This is a genomic window from Rhodospirillum sp. A1_3_36 (genome assembly GCF_047263945.1).
GTDB lineage: Bacteria > Pseudomonadota > Alphaproteobacteria > Rhodospirillales > Rhodospirillaceae > Rhodospirillum.
The window spans coordinates 508,945-527,195 of sequence record NZ_JBLAVB010000001.1 but is presented as its reverse complement, the minus strand read 5'-3'; the positions used below and the strand labels follow the sequence as shown (position 1 = coordinate 527,195).

Below are 18,251 nucleotides of genomic sequence, written 5' to 3'. Positions count from 1 at the left end.
AGATTGGTGAATGCCATGTTGGTCGATAGTCACTGTCATCTTGATTTCCCTGATTTCGCCGAAGATCTGGATGGGGTCGTCGGGCGCGCGCGCGAGGCGGGCCTGGGAGCGATGCTGACCATCTGCACCCATGTGACCAAGTTCGATCAAGTCCGCGCCGTGGCCCATCGGTATCCCGATGTCTGGTGTACCGTGGGCATCCATCCCCACGAGGCGGGAAGCGAGCCAGAGACGGATGCGGCGACTCTCGTCCTCATGGCTCAGGACTCAAAGGTGATTGGTTTGGGGGAGACCGGTTTGGATTTCTTCTACGACCATGCTCCCAGGGGCGAACAGGAGCGGGCCTTCCGAGCCCATATCGAAGCGGGCCGTCAAACGGGTTTACCGGTGGTCATTCACACCCGGAACGCCGACGATGAGACCATTAAAATTCTTAAAGAAGAACATGAAAAGGGTCCATTTAGTGGCCTAATCCATTGCTTTAGCTCTGGTAAAGAAGTAGCTGATGTAGCTGTGGAACTTGGTCTTTATGTCTCCATGTCCGGAATTGTGACTTTCCCAAAAGCCCAATCGGTGCGAGATGCCATCGCTGACGTCCCCCTCGACCGTCTCCTAGTAGAAACGGATGCCCCTTTCCTGGCTCCCGTCCCAAAGCGGGGTAAGCGCAATGAGCCGGCTTTGACGGTTCATACGGCGACCAAGGTGGCGGAGGTGAAGGGGGTTTCGAAGGAGGCTCTTTGGACCGCGACGACCGAAAACTTTTTTCGCCTCTTCACCAAATGTGACCATCCGGACCGGGAAGCGATCCTGGCCTCCTCCGTGGTGGCGAGGTAGACCCTATGGAGGATTTCCGCGTCACGATCCTGGGCTGCGGTGGCGCCGGTGGCGTCCCCTCCATCAGCGCCGGGTGGGGAGCTTGTGACCCAACCAATCCCTTGAACCGCCGCCGTAGGGCCTCCATCCTCCTTCAATGGAGGGGCGCCGGTCAGGTGGACCGTTATCTCCTAGTAGACGCCTCTCCGGACTTTCGGGAGCAAATTTTGTCCGTCGGGATCCGGCGGCTGGACGCCCTCGTGGTGACCCATGCCCACGCCGATCATGTCCACGGGCTGGATGACTTGAGGGAGATCAACCGATCCATGGGAGGCCCTCTGGATCTCTGGGCCAGGGAAGAGGATTTGGACGTTCTGGAGCAGAAGTTTGGCTATTGCTTCACGCCCTTGGCGCCAGGGGCAACCACCGTCTACAAACCTATTCTGAATAAACGCATACTGAACCCGGGTGAGATGGTCCGTCCGATTGAGGGGGATGACTTGGAACTGCTTCCCTTCACCCAGGACCACGGCTGGGCGACGACCATTGGACTGCGTTTTGGCCCTTTCGCCTATTCCACGGATGTGGTGGGACTGGATAACGCTGCTTTCGAAGCCTTGAAGGGGGTGGACACCTGGGTTGTCGATTGCTTTGGGCCAGACAAACATCCAACCCATGCCCATGTCGAGTTGGTGCTCGAATGGCTAGAGCGGGTAAAGCCCCGGCAGGCCATCCTGACCCATATGGGGCCAGGATTGGACTACAGAGAATTGTCGGCCCGCTTACCGTGCCATGTGCGTCCCGCTTTCGATGGGATGGTCATCCTGCCAAACGCCGGGGATTAAAGGGTTTTGACGTAGGTTAGGAATTCCACGACCTTTGAGCGCATGAATTCGGCCGTTTCGGCCAGTTCCGACGCTGCGTTATGGGTGTCTGTGGCCCCATCACGGGTTACCTTGGCCGCCTCGCTGACGCCATTGATGTTCATCGCTACTTCGCCCGTAGCGGCTTGCTGCAGGGTGACAGCTTCTCCCATAGCATTGAACATGCTGTCGATATTCGCCATGATCTTGGAAACCGACTGGATACTGTCAATGGTATCCTTGGTGCATTTCTGGATTTGCTCCACTTCGCCATTGATGTTGGAGGCGGCAGAGGCTGTTTTCAACGACAGATTCTTCACTTCGCCGGCGACCACAGCAAAACCCTTGCCGTGTTCTCCCGCTCTTGCGGCTTCGATTGTTGCGTTCAAGGCAAGAAGGTTGGTTTGCCCCGCGAACTCCCCGATCACATCCACCACCGTTGTAATCTGGTCGGTTGCACTTTGCAGTTGGTTCACGCGGTCAATCGTGCTCTGGACGGCGGCGTTGATGTCACGGACAAGGGCCTCGCCCCGAGTCTATTGCCCCGAAACCTCGCGGGCAGACGCGGCCAGTTCTTCCGCAGCCGCAGACACACCATTGGCTTGGACGGACCCTTCCTCGGCCGCGCTGCTCAATACGGAGGCGGTTGTCTGCATTTCGGTGGCTGAATCGGCGATCCTCTCAGCGACTGATTTCACGTTCTGTTCAAAATCATTGGCCATGGTGACCATATGCGTGGCAACCGACCAGCAGAGAAGTGCCGCCTCGTATTCTCCGTCATCGTTCATGACAGCAGAGACCCGCATGTCCAGCGTTTCCTTTCCAAGTTTGATCTTGGAGTGAAAGGGGAGCCTAGAGGTGTCCGAAAGGATATTTCTTTGATGCTGGGGATTCTTATGGAAGATATCGATGCTCTTTCCGACAACCTCCTGAGCCTTGACTGGCAAGAGATCCTGGAGAGTTTCCAGCGTTTTCAGGCAGGTTTCGTTGGCATAGGTGATTTCCATGGTCGTGGGATCGGCAAGCATGATATTGACCGGTAATTGATCCATCATCAGGCGACGGGTTTGGGCGAGACGCTCCGCGCGAACGCGCTGGGTCGCAACACTCCAGGACAGAACATATTTTTGTTTTGGACCGGGGTTCGTATACAAATCCACATGAAGATCAAGGAATTCTCCCCCGAGGGGGACCGTGGCCTTGATGGGAAAGCTCTTGCCTTGGGACAGCATCCTGCGCTGATGCTCTGGATTCCGGTGAAAGATGTCGATGCTGGATCCAACGATCTGCTGGGGAGAAATGGGTAAAAGATGTCCCATCTTTTCAAGCGTCTTCAATGCCGACTGATTAGCCCATTCGATGATGAACTCTTCATTGCAGAGAAGAATATTCGTAGGAAGGCGGTCGAGAATTTTTTTCTCACCGCTAAGTTTTTCCAATCCGAAAAGGCCGTTAAAGAATCCTTTGTGAAGCTCGACTGATCGATAGGGAGAAATTTTCATTTTATACGTCCTAGAAGAGATCTTGAGGGCTTTTAAGCAAGTTCCTCGCCAACTATCGAGAACATTGATTCTTTTTTGAAACGAAAAGATGTTTTGAATGGAATCAGAGAATTAACTCATCCACCAGAATGAGCTTTGTTCTCTTCTGGTTTCTGGGACGGCTTTTATGTTTTAAAATGCCTTGCAAAGCGCAAAAAATTTTGCGTCTTGCGAGAATTTTGCAAATAGAGGCTCCTGTTTGAGGATTTGGTCCTTCTAGAGTATTCCGCGAGATCAGGTTGGATCGCTTTGCGGCCACTTGGCCGCTTCCAAGGTGCGGTGAGGCAAACTCACCGCACCTTGGTATAACCAAGGAACGCTTTGCGGATCGCCTTATAGAAGTCCACACCATCCTGCGGACTGCTCCGAGCGTGGAGCGTCCGGTCCAGGTCCGCCATCGCTTGGATCATGGCGCATGTGGGGGTCCGCTTTTGGCTGGCGAGAAGGCGCCAGGCGGCACGATGAATTCCAGTCGGGTCCTTGGAAACAAGGGCCTTGCGCAGGGCTTGGCGGTGCGACCAGGTTCTGTAGATATCCTTTCCCCAGCCAATCGGATCAGGGAGTCGGATGACGAGAGTGCGTTCGTACAGGGTCAGCCAAAGCCCGAGAAGCACCCCCGTCAATGCCACCAAGGTTAGTGGAAGAGCGCCTTCGAAGTGGTTGACCCAATGGGCCGTTGTGTTATTGCCGAACCCCACATTGCCGATGGACGCGGCGGCCAGGACAATCTCTTTGGGTACCCGATCCTTTGTATCGAACCAGGGGATCCGCACCTCGGGAATGACGCCGGGCTCACCCGTAATCGGGCGCAGCCGCCAGATCCAGGTCACGGTGGTTTCCGGCCCCGCCTCAGTGGGTTGGACGGTCCGTTGCTCTGGCTCGTTGAAGGTGATCAACCACCGCTCCCGCATGGCTGGGGCCGGGGGCAGGGTCTGGGGATTGGCTCCCAGGGCCGTTATGGTCACGGTTCGGGTTGCGGTTTCGCTGTCCTTCAAAGTTGCAGGATCCCGGTCCCAGACGTCCGAATAGGTTATGGAGCGTGCGGGCAACCACCAGGACCGGCTGGGGTCCGGCGGAGGCGGTAGGACCTCCAGTGTCACCGGTGATGAGGTGATATTCCGGGTGAACCATTTCCCGTCCTCACCAATCAGTGTCAAGTGGTGAAGGAAAGGTTCGATGGTCAGCTTGCCCGATGCCCGGGGAAACATCGCCAGTTTTCGAGTGACCAGTGTGTACTTCCGGCCGTCGACCATGGTGTCCGTCCAGGAATCCCGTCCCAACTGCACCCAGTCAAACGAGGCCGTCGAGGGTGTCGACAGGGTCTCCTTGCCGATCCGCAAGTTGTGGTAATATCCCTTGACCGTCACAAGGATCATTTCCCCCTGGTAGGGAGGGGGAGCCCCTGCCTCACGGTCGATGATCGTTTCGATCCAGGCATCTTCCCGAGGCTCAGCCGCGCGCGGAGCCTCGATCCAAGGACCCATTAAAAGGAGAACAAAGAGAAGAGCCCAAGCCCCTATCACCACAGAAAACCTTACCATTTCGGGGCCTCCTCCGCGTCGGCGAGGCCAAGGTGGACCCGCCGTTCAAACTCCGCAGCCAAGCGCTTACGTAGGTATTCCCCAGGTGCATCCGACAGGGTCGCCAACCAGGCGTCACTGGCTTTGGTGAACTGGCTGTCCACTTTCCGTTTTGCCGCTTGTCGGATTTTCACAACCCGCTCTTTCACATCTTGGGGCAGGTTCAGGCCATCGGTATCGTAGGAGCTCACCGAGATGCCCCCCTTGGCATTGGCCTCCCCAACCACCGGGTCAAGAAGCTTGGCAAGGTAAGTCCGGTTGGCCTGGGCCTCTTCGTCCTTGGGATTGGCGAAAAGGACGGCGTCGAAATAGGCGACGGCCAATTTGTATTTCCCCTGGGCCGCCAGTGCGCTGCCCCGATCAAAGGTTGCCGCACGGCCCGCAGCTTCGAAAGCCGCGTCGGCGGCTGCGTATTGACCGGATTTGTAGAAGGCTACTCCCCGAAGCACCGGTTCGTCCAAAAAGGAGAGGGCGAACTCGGGTAGGCCCGCTCTCAGGGCGAGCTTACCCCAGGCAGTCGGTCCGGCAATCCCGGCGCAGACAAGGGCAAAAACAAGAAGGAAGAGTGGTATGAAGCGGCGCATTCTACCCCCTCCGCCGGAAAAGCAGCAGCGCCGGGACCAGGGCCAACACGATCAGATACCGCCCGTAATCGGTATAGAGAAGGGCGATCATATCATCCTGCCGAGACAAGCTTCCCGAAGCCCGCCGCCCAAGATCGTCGGCCAAAGCCAGAACGTCACCGGAGGTCACACTTTCGCCCTGGCCCGCTTTGGCCACCGCGCGGGCGGCCTCCGGATCTGGCCGGGGGGCGCCCTGCGGCGGGATCTTGGGAGCGACGAAAACGGTGGACACCCGCCCCCCCAGAGCGGTGATCCCAGCGACCTCGGTACGGACCTGGGCAGAGGGCAGACCGCCCCCATCCGTGATCAGAACCACGTCTCCAGCCTCCACCTGCCCATTGGCCAACAGAGATCGGGCCAGTTCCAATGCCTTGGCCGGGTCAGACCCCGTATCAGGCATGGTATCGGCGTCGAGGACAGCGATCAAACTTTCGGTCGTTTGGGGGTCCACTGTCGGAGCACTGGCCAGATAGGCCTCATGGGCGAAGAGGACCAGGGCAACGGGCCGTCCTCCAGCCCGTTGGGTCAATAAGGCCGCAGCGGCTTGGACGTCGTCCAGACTCCCGCCTTGGAGGATCGAAGGGGATAGATCGAGGGCAAGCACGAGGGTGTCCAAATTCCGGAAGGCGGGCGCGGACCGGTCGCGCACGGCAAACCCCACCAGGGCCACCGCCAAAATGGCAGCCACAAGGCCCGACAGGATCAAGGATCCATTGGCCCGACCCGGCGTGATCCGCCCCAGTGACGTCAAAACCCGCCTCAAATGGGGATCTATGACTCCGTCCCACCCGGCCAACCCGCTACTCTGCCGAGCCCGCCACAGGCCGAAGAGCAAGACAGCCGGAAGTAAGGCAAACCACCAGGGCCGAAGCAACAGGATACCTCCAAACACCCCATCACTTCCCATCACGTCCTCCGTCCGTTTGTGGCCATGAGAATCAGGCAAAGGACCAGGGCCAGGGCCGCAGGAACGGTCCAATAGTTCCGTTGGACGGCGAGGGGAGGGCGTTCGGACAAACTGGGTTCCAGGTCGTCAATGGCCTTGGCCACGGAAACCAGATCGGCCAGGGTCTTGACCCGGAAGAGGGTGCCGCCGCTGGTTTCCGCGATATCCCGCAGCGTGGCCACGTCCACGGCATCCCGGGCCTTGGGGTCGGTCTCCAGATCCTTGGGACCGAGGGCGATGGTATGGACAGTCACCCCCATCCGTGCGGCCAGGGCGCCCACTTCGCGGGGGGGGACGGATCCCGCCGTACTGACCCCATCGGAAAGAAGGACCACCACGCGGGCAGGGGAGTCGGACTCTTGAAGCCGTTTCAGGGTCAACCCGAGGCCATCGCCAATGGAGGTCGAGCGGCCGGATACACCGATTGCCGCTTCCTCAATAGCCTGGGCCGTCGCCGCCAGATCAAAGGTCAGGGGGGAGGCCACATAGGCCTTGTCGCCAAAGACCACCAATCCCACCCGGTCTCCGGTCCGTCGGGTGATAAAGGCCTTGGCCACCCGCTTGACCGCGTCGAGCCTGGAAATGGGCTGGCCATCCAGATCAAAATCCTCTTTCTCCATACTGCCCGACAGGTCCAGGGCCAGGATGATATCCCGACCAGAGGCGGGAAGCAGGGCCGTCGTCGACAGGATCTGCGGTCCCGCCAGGGCCGTGACCAGCAAGAGCCAGAGAAGTACCAGCGGCGCCAACCCGACCGTCCGGGCGAGCCCGCCGTCTGAGCCCCCCGGCAAACGCCCAGCCAAGGACGGGGGAACCTGAACCCAACCGCCGCCGCCCCGCCGGGCACTGGGCAACAGGCGGACCAGAAGGGGCAGGGGAAGGAGGGAGAAGGCCAGGGGGAGAGCGAAAGTCATCATCGTTTCAAACCACTTGCTGCCTTACCCTTGCCCTGAGTCTTAATCGAGCGGGCGGCGGCCAGGATGCGTTGATCCAGGGCGTCCAGATCCAGGCTATTCGCCCCGATTGGCCGATAGAGGGCCTCCCGATAGGACGGTTCCAGGGGAGGATCCACCTCCAGCTCGGTCATGAGGGCTGCCTGCCCCAAAAGGCGCTCCTGGACGGGTTTTTCCGAAAGGGCCGCGAGGTCCTCCCTAATCCGTGACAAGGGATCCTGGGTCCGGTGGAAGAGGGGCCGGAGAATCAGGGACAGGAGAACAGCGGCCAGAAGTCCCAGGGAAAAGGCGGCCAGACCATCTCGCCAATTGAAGGCCGCGAAGTCTGCAGGAATGCGGATGGGTGCCAGGGCTTCAATGACTTCGGCCAAGCTGGGCAGGGGGAGGGGGCTAGGGTCGGTGGCCATGGGCGCCCTCCCAAGCGGCGGTTTCCAGGGTTCCGAGCAAAGCCTTATCCTCGGCGGAGGAATCGATCACGGTGACATTGGCTCCCAGGTCGCGCAGCCAATCCGGGGCCGTATCGACTTTGACTCCCTTGGCCCGGGGGCCGACCCAGGCCCGTCCGGTGAGACCGTTCCTGTCACCATGAGGGTAAAGCCCGGAAGGTGGCGCAATTTCAAAGGCGTCGCGGATCAAATTGACGGTAACTCTGAAGCGACGGGACAGCGTTCCGAGGACTTCGGCAAAGTTTGGTCCCGGATGGTCAAGGGCCGTGGCCAGAATGAGACTCGCCCCGCTAGGCAGACGTTTCCCGGCCCGGGCCAGGAGAGCATCAAGGGGCGGATCATCTTCAGTCTCCCCTGGCCCTTTCCGGGTCACGCGGGCTTGCTCCAGGGCCGTTGCATGGGCTCCGGCGAGCCCCCCGACGACCCGAACCATGGCCCGGTCCCGGTCCTTGAGGGGCAGGCCTGAGGTGCCGTCTGCGGCGAGGGTCATCAGGCCGACCTTGCCCCCTGCCACGACGGTCCGCCATCCATTCAGCGCCAAGACCTCCGCCGCAGCCACGGACTTCAAACGCCGCCGGGTTCCCCAGAACATGGAGGGGCGGAAGTCGGCAATGAGCATGGCCGCCCTTTCCCTTTCGTCATGGTAGACGCGGACATGGCGTTTACCGGTACGGGCGGTGGCCAGGGCGTCCAAATGACGGATATCGTCTCCCTCGACGAAGGGTCGAAGTTCCAGGATTTCCAGGCCGCTGCCCCGGCGCTTGCTGGTAAACCCGCCCGGCCGCCCCGTGGTGGCCAGGGCGATCTCCGGCCAATGGGCCACCAGATGGCGCAGGTGGAGCAGGTGACCGGGATCGACCCAGGCCCCTATCGCCCTCTCCTCCGGGCTTGCGGACTGGCTCATGGGCTTTCCCCCCTTTCCTGAGCAAGAGACGGATTTTACAGGGGGGCCACGATGTCCAGCAACCGATGCACCAAACCGCGGGCCGTCTGTCCGTCTGCCACCGCCCGCCAGGTGGGGACAAGGCGGTGGGAGAGAATATCCGGGGCGAGGGCCGCCACGTCCTCTGGCAGGGCATAATCCCGACCATGGAGGTAGGCCCGGGCCTTGCTGGCCACAGCGAGGGACAGGCTGCCTCGGGGCGAAACGGGATGTTCGATGGCCGCACGAACCTCCGGCGCCGCCTCCCCTTCGCGGGTGGCGACGACCAATCGAACGATATAATCCTTGAGTGCCGGAGAGAGGTGAACGCAGGAGACTTCTGCCCGGGCCGCAGCGATTCCGTCCGGATCCAAGGCATGACTGAGGGCGGGGCTTTGGCCGCCACTTTCGCTTTCAACCAGATCGATGATGGCCCGCTCAGCTGCCGCTCCGGGAAAGCCTACCAGGACATGCATCATGAAACGGTCCAATTGGGCCTCGGGCAGGGGGAAGGTGCCTTCATGTTCGATGGAGTTCTGGGTGGCGACGACCATGAAGGGCCGGGGCAGGGGGTGAGTGGCCCCCCCCGCCGTCACCTGCCCTTCCGCCATGGCCTCCAAGAGCGCCGATTGCACCTTTGGGGGAGCCCGATTGACCTCATCGACCAGAACCAGGGAGTGGAAGAGAGGCCCCGGCTTGAATTCGAAACTGTTGTTCTCTGGGCGGAAGATCTGTGTTCCCGTCAGGTCGCCGGGCATCAGGTCCGGGGTGCATTGGATCCGGGCAAAGCCGACGTCCAAGCCAGAAGCGAGACGCTTGACCGCCCGTGTTTTGGCCAGTCCCGGCGGCCCCTCGACCAACAGATGACCACCAGCAAGCAAACCGATCATCAGGGATTCGACGAGGGTCTCGTGACCGATGAGCCCATCGGTCATTTCCTTGGAGAAGCGCTCAACCGTGGAAGCAAGGGCGGAAGGCGCAGCACCCGCTCCGCCACCATCCGGACCCTTTATGGTGGCATTCACTAAGGTTGATGTGGTGGAGGTCTCCCGCATGAACTGGCTTCCCATCGCCCGAGGTTTTTTTGTTACGGGAAAGTATGAGGCGGCTCTTAAGGGGGACCAACACCAACTTTGGGATTGGAAATAGGGGGTTGCAAAAAGGGGAGGGGGCGAGGTGTTGTCCGCCACGGTACACGACAGCCGGTGCTTTCCAGTCACAGGGCTTTGCCCCGTCCCCCACTGGGGCCGAAAGGCCCCAGACCCCAGGCCATTGAAAAAAAGGGGGGGTTGGGGGCATTTGCCCCCAAATAGGCTTGGGCAATCGCCCAAAAAAACACGAGACACTGTCGTGTACCGTGGTTGTTCGCCCCTCCCCCTTAGAAGGGATACTCAAGTATACAATTTAGCATGTTCCATTGAAGCGGATGACGCGTGCTACGAGATCTGCTGTCAAGGTCGATCCGGCATCGACCCATCCCCCACCATCCCATCGAGACAGGGCCACAAGCTGTCCATTCCCGTTGAAGAATGGAGAATAACCCCCTGTTAAAACAAATTGGATCTGGAAGTCAGTGCTTCCCGTGACCAAGGGATTGGTGAAGACGGAAATCGGTATGGCCTGTCCGGATGCGACCGTTGCATGGTCGAGTGTCAGCTTGACCTGATCATTCCCCATTGGTGTTCCAAGGGAGACACCATACCCCTTCACTCCCCCTTTCCAAGGCGTGTAATCGACTTTCGTGATGTCCACGTCATTCGAAGAGTCGTTGACCAAAAGCCAATCGCTGAACGTCCATCCCTCAGGCCCCTTGGGGCCCTCCGGATCCTTGGGCTCCTCCTGCTCCTCCTGCTCCTCCTGCTCCTCCTGCTCCTCCTGCTCCTCCGGATCCTGGGGCCAGGTGTCAGGACCGAAACTCTCCGGATCGATAGTCCGACCGGCTGCGGGATGCATATAGACCGCTGTGACCAGCGTATGCTCACGCAACGCCAGGTCGAGGCTGGTTTCGGCGATCAATTGTCCTGGATCGCCCATCTGCCCAGCGGAATCCGGCGTCAGGATCGGCATGGGGCTGCTCGGGTCCCAGGTGCCTTTGCGGCCACGCATCTTCCAACCGGCGAAGAGATGCCGCCCAAACGCCGAGGGAGCGCTAAGTTTCACGGCCGTTCCCCGGCGGAAGGTCCGCAGGAACGTTCCTCGCCCCTGTTGGCGCCCGCTGATGTCGGCTTGACTACACTCAATCCGTGGGGTGATCTCTCCGGGAACCGAGACGAGTAGGGAGACAAAGTTGCTATCAATGTCCCGAGCCGTATAGTCAAGTTCAAGGGTCAAGGCTTTGAAATGTGCGGGATATTCGCTGGTCATATCCATCACTCTGCGTTCGATCACAAGATCGGACCAAGCCGATGGCCGGGTAAACAGGGGGGAAGCGGAATCCGAACTTCCGATCAGATAGCGGATCAGCGAATGATCAACCGGATCAGGCCGTTCCGGGGTGATTGTGGTCTCTCCCCGGGCATGTCCGACAACCGCGCCCCACTGCCGTGCGGTGTTGCGGAAGCGGTAATGCTGCCCATCACGCCGCAGATCCGACTCATCGGAGTGCCGAACGCGAAGCCGAACATCGATGGCCTCTTTCGGTGGGTCAATCAGTTCGGCATGGGTGACCCGAATGTCGAAAATCCGCACGTCCTCAAGGCTGAGGTGAAGCTTGCCGAGCTCCATGGGATTGAGGACCACGCGCTTGTCGGGGCCGTTCAAGGTCGCGAGATGGTGCTCGGACAGCTCCAAGGTGACCCGGCTTTGGACGCCGCCACCGTCCGCTCGGCGCGGCAAAACGGTATTATAGTAAGTCAGGACATGGTCGGCGAGGGACTTTAAGTTTTCCTCGAAGACCACACCCAGGCGGTCGAATGCGTCGCCACTTAGGATCGCCCCTTCCTCTGGCTTGAGAACGGTCTTGAGTTCATCGAAAAGGAATTGGGCGTTGGCGTCGAAATTCGGCGGTTGTTCCAGCCATAGATAGAGGTAGGAAACGGCAAAATAATATTGATAGCGGTGCAACCGCTCCAAGGCCCGATCCCCCATGGCGCGAATCTGGCGGAGCCCTTCAGGGCTGAGACCGGCGGCCGTCTGAGCGATGCTGTTACGCAGGGAAATGCGAGCCAATTGGTTGGCGACGATGGTGTTGGCTGCCGCTTCTATGGCTGCCATGACGGCCCGGGTTCTGGATACGAACTGAGCCTTTTCGGCGTTGAGGTCCGCCAGTTTCTCGGCCATTTCCTGGTACTCTGGGCAATTGGCGACGGCCTTGGCCATGGCGTCTTCAAGTTCTGTATCTGAAACAGAAAGTGAGCCGAATGCCGTGGAAATCTGCTTTTGCGCGTCACCCTTGGCTTTGATGTGCTTTTTGACCTTATTGGACAATTGCTTTTTTTCGAGTGCCTCGGAGAAAGCGTCTTTCTCGCCACCGGAATCTTCTGCAATTTGCAGGTAATCCTTCGCCGCCTTGGTGACTTTCGGAAGCAGAACATCGCCCACCAATTTGCTGTCCCAGACGGCGGATCCAATATTGAGGACCGAATTGAACGGCTCGTCATTGTCCCAATCGGCGAAGGCGGATAACCCTTGGCCAACAGCCGCCAGCGCCGGTTGTCCAACCGGGATGATCTGGGCCACGCCCCCCAGGACTTTCCCTGCGGCCCGCAGAAGTTTCTCGGCCTGAAGGTCCAAACGAGCTCCCCTGCGCAAGTCCTCCTCCAGATTGCCAAGGTCGGTCAAGAAGGTGTTGATACGCTGACTGAGTCGTGCTTCCTCCGCCCCTAGAACTTCAAGCTCTTCTAAGCCCGTCGCATAGGCTGATGCGGCGGCCTGCAGTTCCTTTTGTAATTCCGTGAGCGCGGATTTTGCCGTCTCGATTCTCTTGGTTTTGTCCGCCTGATTGTGCTCCATCCAATAGCTGAGATAGAGGCGGGCCATCGCGTCCTTGGTCTCGATTTTGAAGGCCGCCAGGTTGCTTTGGAAGGAGAGGGCAGGCACCCAACCGGCTGGGTTCCCGAAGAAATCATTCGGCCCATCGATCCGCTGGGCGAGGCTTGCCAGTTCGGTCCGAGCCAGGACGAATTCGAGGGGCAGGGGGCTTTCATTGTTCGAAAGCGTCCCCTCTTCCGTCCTACCATCGGCCTTCAAGGCTTCGACAAGGCCGCTCTCGGCCGCAGACAGGGCGTCAAGATAGGTATCCAAGAGGGAGCGGGCGGCGGTCGGCCGTCCGACGCGAAAGGCATCTCTGACATAGGCGATCACCGCGCCAAGGGTGAGCTCGTGGATCCAGAAGATTGGTGTCAGGCAAGGGATGTCGAGTAGACGCCCCGAGCGGTCTTCGGGGTCTGGCCGGGGATCTGGCGCAGAGACCCTGGGGTAGGGCTTCGCCACATGCGTTTCATCGAGGGAGAATTTTTCATCCCACTTTTTGTTCAGGATGCCATTCCCATTGAGACCCGCTTGGAAATGCGGAACGGAGAACATCTGATAGGCGACAGTCAACTTACAGGATTTATTCGGTGTTCCGGCCTTTGCCTCGGGAAGATCCTCCGCCTTTTTACCCGGAGAGCCGAGCTTTTGGCAGCACCGGTTTCCTAAAAATTCAGCGAATCGGGAATGGATATCCCCCCCCTTTCCACCCAAACCGGGAATACCAGGCATGGTATTGGGCTTGCTTCCATCGCTGGGGAATTCCGATGTTCCGACGGAAATCGGGTCGATCAGACTCTGCCATTTGAAGCCCGGGCCCGTGGTAAACCAGGGCTGACAAGACGCTCCAATGGGTGTGTATCCGTCTGTTTTGTTGTTCCCTTCGATTTCTTCCGCCCAACTCAGATCCTCGTGTCCCAAGTACCCGGTTGGCGTGTTGGCAACAACACCGTCCCAGGGCGTTACCACGGAACCGTCCGCCCCTTTCTCGCCCTGCATGGCCGCCTGTCCGGCAGCCCCCATTGTGAAGAAGCGTTTGGTCTTTCCCGGAGCTTCGAGGTCACGCACGAAGAGAGAAATAGAGCCCCCGGCCTGTCCATCGGCGGCTTGATGTTGGTCACTGACAATTTCATAGGCGCGCGGCGTGGTGCTAATCCGCCCCTCACCGACGAAGGTCAAAGCCCGTGCAACAATGGTCACGGACGTTCCCGGTAGATCCAAGGGACTGCGGATCACCACTTCATCTGCAGCGATCACAAGACTGCTGATATTTTCACGACCGTTCAATTGGTCGAAAAGAGGGGTGGCGGGGGCATCTTCCAGGATGATCCTGAGACCGGAAACCGTTACGCGCTTGGTCACGATCTCCGGCGCGGCACCACTCCTGGGGTTGAAAACGGTTTTTGCACCATCCAATTCGGTAACCTGGATGTAGCGCATGCTTTCTTTGGAAGGTGGCGCACTCGATAGCGCCATATTAGAAAACTCAGCTTCAACTTTAGGCTCTAGTCCAAGCATGCGCGAGATCTTTGTCATTATTTTTTCCTCTTCTGCGTGTATTGCGGCCAAATATGGAAAATACCGTATCGCCTGGATCTCAAATTGCAACTATCGACCTTTAGATGCTTTTAGTTCAGAGATTCCTCAGGGGCTGTTCTGTGACCGTGATTCCTCCTGAATTGGCCCTGTTGTTGAGGAAAGATGGGTGGAGGAGGGGGCCTTCCCTGCTCGACCTGAGCTCTTCCGAACAAACCAGAACACGGAGGTCGTTTGAGGTCTTCCAGCACGAGAAGGAGACGGCTCAGGGGGCGGTCAGGAGGCGACTCCACTCCACGGCCCTCAGGGCCTGTGTGGTGGGAAACACGGAAACCACGTATGTCGTTAAGGCCGTTTGTGCTTGTGCTGCCGTTTTCTGTCTTTCTGTATCCATAATATACATTATGCGACTTATGGGCGGCGCAGAAAGCAGCTAGAGCAGCTTAAGCGCCTGATAAAAAAAGATATTCCATGAGCAACGCCACAAACTCACCTGTTAATATCACCCTTCCCCCCTGTTGACTGGGTATTTGCAACTCAAACAGTACGTTACATGCATGGATGAGCGTGATCCGATCTACACCCTATGTAACGGTGATCAATCGCCACCGATTTGGAAAATCGGGCGAGACAGTACAGGCTCCGTGCCGCTGAACTTGATGAATACGAAGCCATTAAAAAAGCCGTCAAAATCCGATTTGATGACCCCGCCACCCTGCCCCACCAGGTCGCCGCATACCTGGAAAAGGGTATGACTGCCCGCAACCTGGTTATCCGCGAAACTGGCACACCGCTAGAAACCATTAATTGGTATTAGCGGAAACGGTGCCGAGATCAGGGAAAAAGACCACTGAAGAGCGGCATATTCACGAGAATGAAACGAGATTTGATCACTGAATGGGCAAAAATTTTCCTTCGCGTAAACTTTGAGCTTGCCAACTGGTATACCGGTCTTCCAGGATACCGGCATGAAACAGCCATTCGAATTTGAGCGTGATCGCGCCTACCATCGACTGATCGATCTGATCTTTTCCGCCGGACTGGATCCCCAGGTTCCCTTGTCCGAACGGAAGCTCGCTGACCAGCTCGACATGGGGCGCATGCCGGTCCGGGAAGCCTTGCGCCAACTGGAACAGGAAGGCGTGGTCGAAGTGAAACCGGCGCGGGGGACGTTTATCCGCCGCCTGACCACCGATGACCTCGTTGATACCTATCGGGTTCGCGGCGCGCTTGAATGTCTGGCAGCGGAATTGGCTGCGACCCACGGAGAAACGGCGGAACTACATGCTCAAGGTCAGATCCTGCGGACCATGGCCCAGGAGAGCGGCGCTTTCCAGGCGCGGGAGATCGACGACGCTGGAACGAATTTCCATGAGCGGCTCGTCGATGCCTCCAACAGCCCAGCCTTGCGTGAGAGTTTGCGTGTTTTACGGATGCGCGCGCGACTGGTGTTCCACCTCCCCCGCTACTACGACCACGATCTCGCCCGCGCGACCTTGGGTGAACATATCGCCATTCTTCAAGCGGTGGAGGCGCGCGATGCACCTCGCGCAGCGCGCCTGATGGCTGCGCATCTGGAGCGGGGTTTGGACCTCCGCGTGAAAATGGAAGCCTCGGCGGGACGAGGCATTTCCCTCCCCACTTCCCCCCTACCCCTTAAGGAGACCTCGGAATGAAATATGCTATTGCGGCGGGCCTGACGGCCCTTGGGGCGGTCGCACTTGCCCCCATGGAGCAGGCCGCAGCATCGACCTTAGATGATGTCAGGGCCGCAGGGGTGGTGACCTGCGCCGTCAATGGCAGTCGTCCCGGTTTTTCGACCGTGGACGGGAAGGGCGCCTGGTCCGGGATGGATGTTGATACCTGCCGAGCCGTCGCAGCTGCGGTCTTTGGCGATGCCGAAAAGGTCAAATTCCTCAAGACCAACAATCAAACCCGCCTGACCGCCCTGCAAACGGGCGAAGTCGATATGACGGCTGCCAACACCACCTGGACCCGGTCGCGGGATACGGACCTCGGCCTCGATTTCGTCACCCCGACATTCTACGATGGTCAGGGCCTGATGGTGGCTAAGGCATTGGGGGTCACGAAGGTCGAAGAATTGGACGGTGCAAGTGTCTGTGTGCGTCCCAGCTCAACCTCCGAACGGGTGGCTGGAGACATCCAGAAGAAATTTGGCATCACACTCAAATTGGTGGTGCTCGAAGACCAGAAAGAGATCAATACGGCCTTCTTTGGTGGACGGTGTGATGTGGCCATCCAATCCTCTTCCGGCCTCAGCTCAACCCGAGCGTCGGTTGCCCCGAACCCCGATGACTACCTTATTCTACCCCAGTTGTTCGGCAAGGATCCAATGGGGCCGGTCGTGCGCCAGGATGATCCCCAATGGCGGGACATCGTCAATTGGACCGTCTACGCCCTGTTTCAAGCTGAAGAAAGCGGTGTGACGTCGGAAAATGTTGACGAGATGAAAGCGAACAGCGCCGACCCGGCCGTGCGCCGTCTTCTGGGGGTCGACGAGGCGGGCGCCACCGGTCTGGGCCTGTCAGGCGACTGGGGGTACCAGGTCATTAAACAGGTCGGAAACTATGGTGAAGTGTTCGATCGGAACGTGGGCAAAGGCTCTCCGCTGAAACTGGAGCGGGGCTTGAATGCCCAGTATACGGACGGCGGCTTGATCTACGCGCCTCCCCTTTAATTCCACCTCTATCCCCACATCGTTCATGGTCCGGAGTCCTGGAACGGGGCTCCGGATGGTTCTGGTTATCTTGGGCCTCCCTCCCCTCCTTCCCGTTGTTTGCTAACTGCTGGGCTTGGGAAGAAAAGGCCTGTTTTCCAGGACAAGAAAACAGGATGCCCGTTTCATGATCGCGCTGCTCGACCGTCTCCGTTGGACCAGATCCGTCGTCCCCCCGGTTTGGCGGGATCCAAAGGTTATTGCCCTTGGCTGGCAAATCCTGTTGTTGGTTGCTGTCTTCGCCCCCTTGATCTGGATGGGCGTCAATGCCTCGCGTGCCCTTGAGGACAGGGGGATGACGTCGGGGATCGATTTCTTGTTCACGGACACGTCGTTTCCCCTGGGCGATGGCTTTTTCTCTTTTGAACAGGGAGAGACCTATCTTCGGGCCCTGCTGGTTGGGGTGGGAAATACGGCCCTGCTGTCCATTCTCGGCATTCTCTCTGCAACGCTTCTGGGCGGGGCGCTCGGTTTGGCTCGCCTGTCGCGCAACGGCTTGATTTCCGGCCTGTCGCGCATCTACGTCTTAGTGTTCCGCAACAGCCCACAGCTGGTGCAGATTGTTTTCTGGTATAGTTTCTTTACCCTGATGCCCAATGCGCGGCAGGCCTGGAACCCGGGCTTGGGTATTTTCGCCTCCAACAGGGGCGTTGCCCTGCCCGTCCCAGAAGACGGGACTGCGGCCCTGTCGGTGCTGCTGGCTCTGGTTCTCGGGCTTTTGCTGCGGATCGGTCTGGGGGTTTTGTCAGATCGTCACCGGCGCCGAACGGGAGAGCGATGGTCCTGGATGCCCAGCGTACGGGTTTTGGTCCTTGTCGGACCGGCCGTCCTGGTTTGGTTTTTGGCCGGTGCGCCAACGGCTTGGTCCGTTCCGCTCCTGAAGGGATTTAATTTTCAGGGGGGCGTTATCCTCTCGCCTGAGTTCCTCGCGATCTATTTCGGGTTGACCTTCTACATCGCTGCCTTCATTGCCGAGATCGTCAGAGGTGGCCTTCTCAGCGTGGATGGTGGGCAGATTGAAGCAGCCAAAGCGATCGGCCTGAATGGCGCGGATATGTACCGCAAGGTGATCATTCCCCAGGCCCTGCGGGTGATTATTCCGCCCTTGTCCGCACAATATGTCAGTCTGCTCAAGAACAGTTCTTTGGCCGTTGCCGTCGGTTATCCTGACCTGTTCAGTGTCTCCAATACCATGTTGACCTACAGTGGGCGGACGATCGAGGTGCTGTCCCTGATGGCTTTGGTCTACCTGTTCATGTCCCTTTGTATCGGAGCGGTCAGCAATATGGCCAATCGCTTCGTCCAGATTCGGGAGCGCTGAC

General features: G+C 58.8%; 16 protein-coding genes. 6 read left to right on the top strand and 10 right to left on the bottom strand.

Annotated elements, in window-relative coordinates:
- Window positions 1-15 precede the first annotated feature (15 nt).
- Both ACLIRY_RS02250 and ACLIRY_RS02245 read left to right on the top strand, forming a co-directional pair.
- Window positions 16-834, top strand: a complete 819-nt coding sequence (locus ACLIRY_RS02250; RefSeq protein WP_413203709.1) for a TatD family hydrolase — start codon at window positions 16-18, stop codon at window positions 832-834.
- Window positions 835-839: 5 nt separating this feature from the next.
- On the top strand, window positions 840-1,658 hold the full coding sequence (locus ACLIRY_RS02245) for an MBL fold metallo-hydrolase (RefSeq protein WP_413203708.1): 819 nt from the start codon (window positions 840-842) through the stop codon (window positions 1,656-1,658).
- Here the strand turns inward: ACLIRY_RS02245 and ACLIRY_RS02240 are convergent.
- The 10 genes from ACLIRY_RS02240 to ACLIRY_RS02195 all read right to left on the bottom strand — a co-directional run bounded on the left by ACLIRY_RS02240 (window position 1,655) and on the right by ACLIRY_RS02195 (window position 14,096).
- Complete coding sequence (locus ACLIRY_RS02240) at window positions 1,655-2,185, bottom strand: methyl-accepting chemotaxis protein (protein ID WP_413204184.1); 531 nt, start codon at window positions 2,183-2,185, stop codon at window positions 1,655-1,657. The two genes, ACLIRY_RS02245 and ACLIRY_RS02240, sit on opposite strands and share 4 nt — an antisense overlap.
- A 27-nt stretch (window positions 2,186-2,212) precedes the next feature.
- On the bottom strand, window positions 2,213-3,178 hold the full coding sequence (locus ACLIRY_RS02235) for a PAS domain-containing protein (protein ID WP_413203707.1): 966 nt from the start codon (window positions 3,176-3,178) through the stop codon (window positions 2,213-2,215).
- A gap of 329 nt (window positions 3,179-3,507) precedes the next feature.
- On the bottom strand, window positions 3,508-4,758 hold the full coding sequence (locus tag ACLIRY_RS02230) for a hypothetical protein (protein WP_413203706.1): 1,251 nt from the start codon (window positions 4,756-4,758) through the stop codon (window positions 3,508-3,510).
- Window positions 4,752-5,381 carry a hypothetical protein gene (locus ACLIRY_RS02225; RefSeq protein ID WP_413203705.1) on the bottom strand — a complete coding sequence of 210 codons (630 nt, stop codon included), beginning with the start codon at window positions 5,379-5,381 and terminating at the stop codon, window positions 4,752-4,754. The genes ACLIRY_RS02230 and ACLIRY_RS02225 overlap by 7 nt, the downstream gene beginning before the upstream one ends.
- 1 nt (window position 5,382) lies before the next feature.
- Window positions 5,383-6,327: a vWA domain-containing protein gene (locus ACLIRY_RS02220; RefSeq protein ID WP_413204183.1), complete on the bottom strand. Its 945-nt coding sequence runs from the start codon at window positions 6,325-6,327 to the stop codon at window positions 5,383-5,385.
- Window positions 6,327-7,280, bottom strand: a complete 954-nt coding sequence (locus ACLIRY_RS02215) for a VWA domain-containing protein (protein WP_413203704.1) — start codon at window positions 7,278-7,280, stop codon at window positions 6,327-6,329. The genes ACLIRY_RS02220 and ACLIRY_RS02215 overlap by 1 nt, the downstream gene beginning before the upstream one ends.
- On the bottom strand, window positions 7,280-7,726 hold the full coding sequence (locus ACLIRY_RS02210) for a hypothetical protein (protein WP_413203703.1): 447 nt from the start codon (window positions 7,724-7,726) through the stop codon (window positions 7,280-7,282). Before ACLIRY_RS02210 ends, ACLIRY_RS02215 begins: the two co-directional genes overlap by 1 nt.
- Complete coding sequence (locus tag ACLIRY_RS02205) at window positions 7,710-8,669, bottom strand: DUF58 domain-containing protein (protein WP_413203702.1); 960 nt, start codon at window positions 8,667-8,669, stop codon at window positions 7,710-7,712. Before ACLIRY_RS02205 ends, ACLIRY_RS02210 begins: the two co-directional genes overlap by 17 nt.
- Window positions 8,670-8,704: 35 nt before the next feature.
- The gene (locus ACLIRY_RS02200; RefSeq protein ID WP_413203701.1) at window positions 8,705-9,742 is read right to left on the bottom strand and encodes an AAA family ATPase; all 1,038 of its coding nucleotides are present in this window, start codon (window positions 9,740-9,742) and stop codon (window positions 8,705-8,707) included.
- Between the two features lie 349 nt (window positions 9,743-10,091).
- Window positions 10,092-14,096: a hypothetical protein gene (locus ACLIRY_RS02195; protein WP_413203700.1), complete on the bottom strand. Its 4,005-nt coding sequence runs from the start codon at window positions 14,094-14,096 to the stop codon at window positions 10,092-10,094.
- Between ACLIRY_RS02195 and ACLIRY_RS02190 the strand changes: the two genes are divergently transcribed.
- From ACLIRY_RS02190 to ACLIRY_RS02175, 4 genes are all read left to right on the top strand, one after another.
- A complete protein-coding gene (locus ACLIRY_RS02190; RefSeq protein WP_413203699.1) occupies window positions 14,095-14,334 on the top strand; it encodes a hypothetical protein in 240 nt (79 codons plus the stop codon). The genes ACLIRY_RS02195 and ACLIRY_RS02190 overlap by 2 nt on opposite strands.
- A gap of 826 nt (window positions 14,335-15,160) precedes the next feature.
- Window positions 15,161-15,868 carry a GntR family transcriptional regulator gene (locus tag ACLIRY_RS02185; protein ID WP_413203698.1) on the top strand — a complete coding sequence of 236 codons (708 nt, stop codon included), beginning with the start codon at window positions 15,161-15,163 and terminating at the stop codon, window positions 15,866-15,868.
- The gene (locus ACLIRY_RS02180; RefSeq protein ID WP_413203697.1) at window positions 15,865-16,890 is read left to right on the top strand and encodes an amino acid ABC transporter substrate-binding protein; all 1,026 of its coding nucleotides are present in this window, start codon (window positions 15,865-15,867) and stop codon (window positions 16,888-16,890) included. The genes ACLIRY_RS02185 and ACLIRY_RS02180 overlap by 4 nt, the downstream gene beginning before the upstream one ends.
- Window positions 16,891-17,056: 166 nt before the next feature.
- Window positions 17,057-18,250, top strand: a complete 1,194-nt coding sequence (locus ACLIRY_RS02175) for an amino acid ABC transporter permease (protein ID WP_413203696.1) — start codon at window positions 17,057-17,059, stop codon at window positions 18,248-18,250.
- Window position 18,251 lies beyond the last annotated feature (1 nt).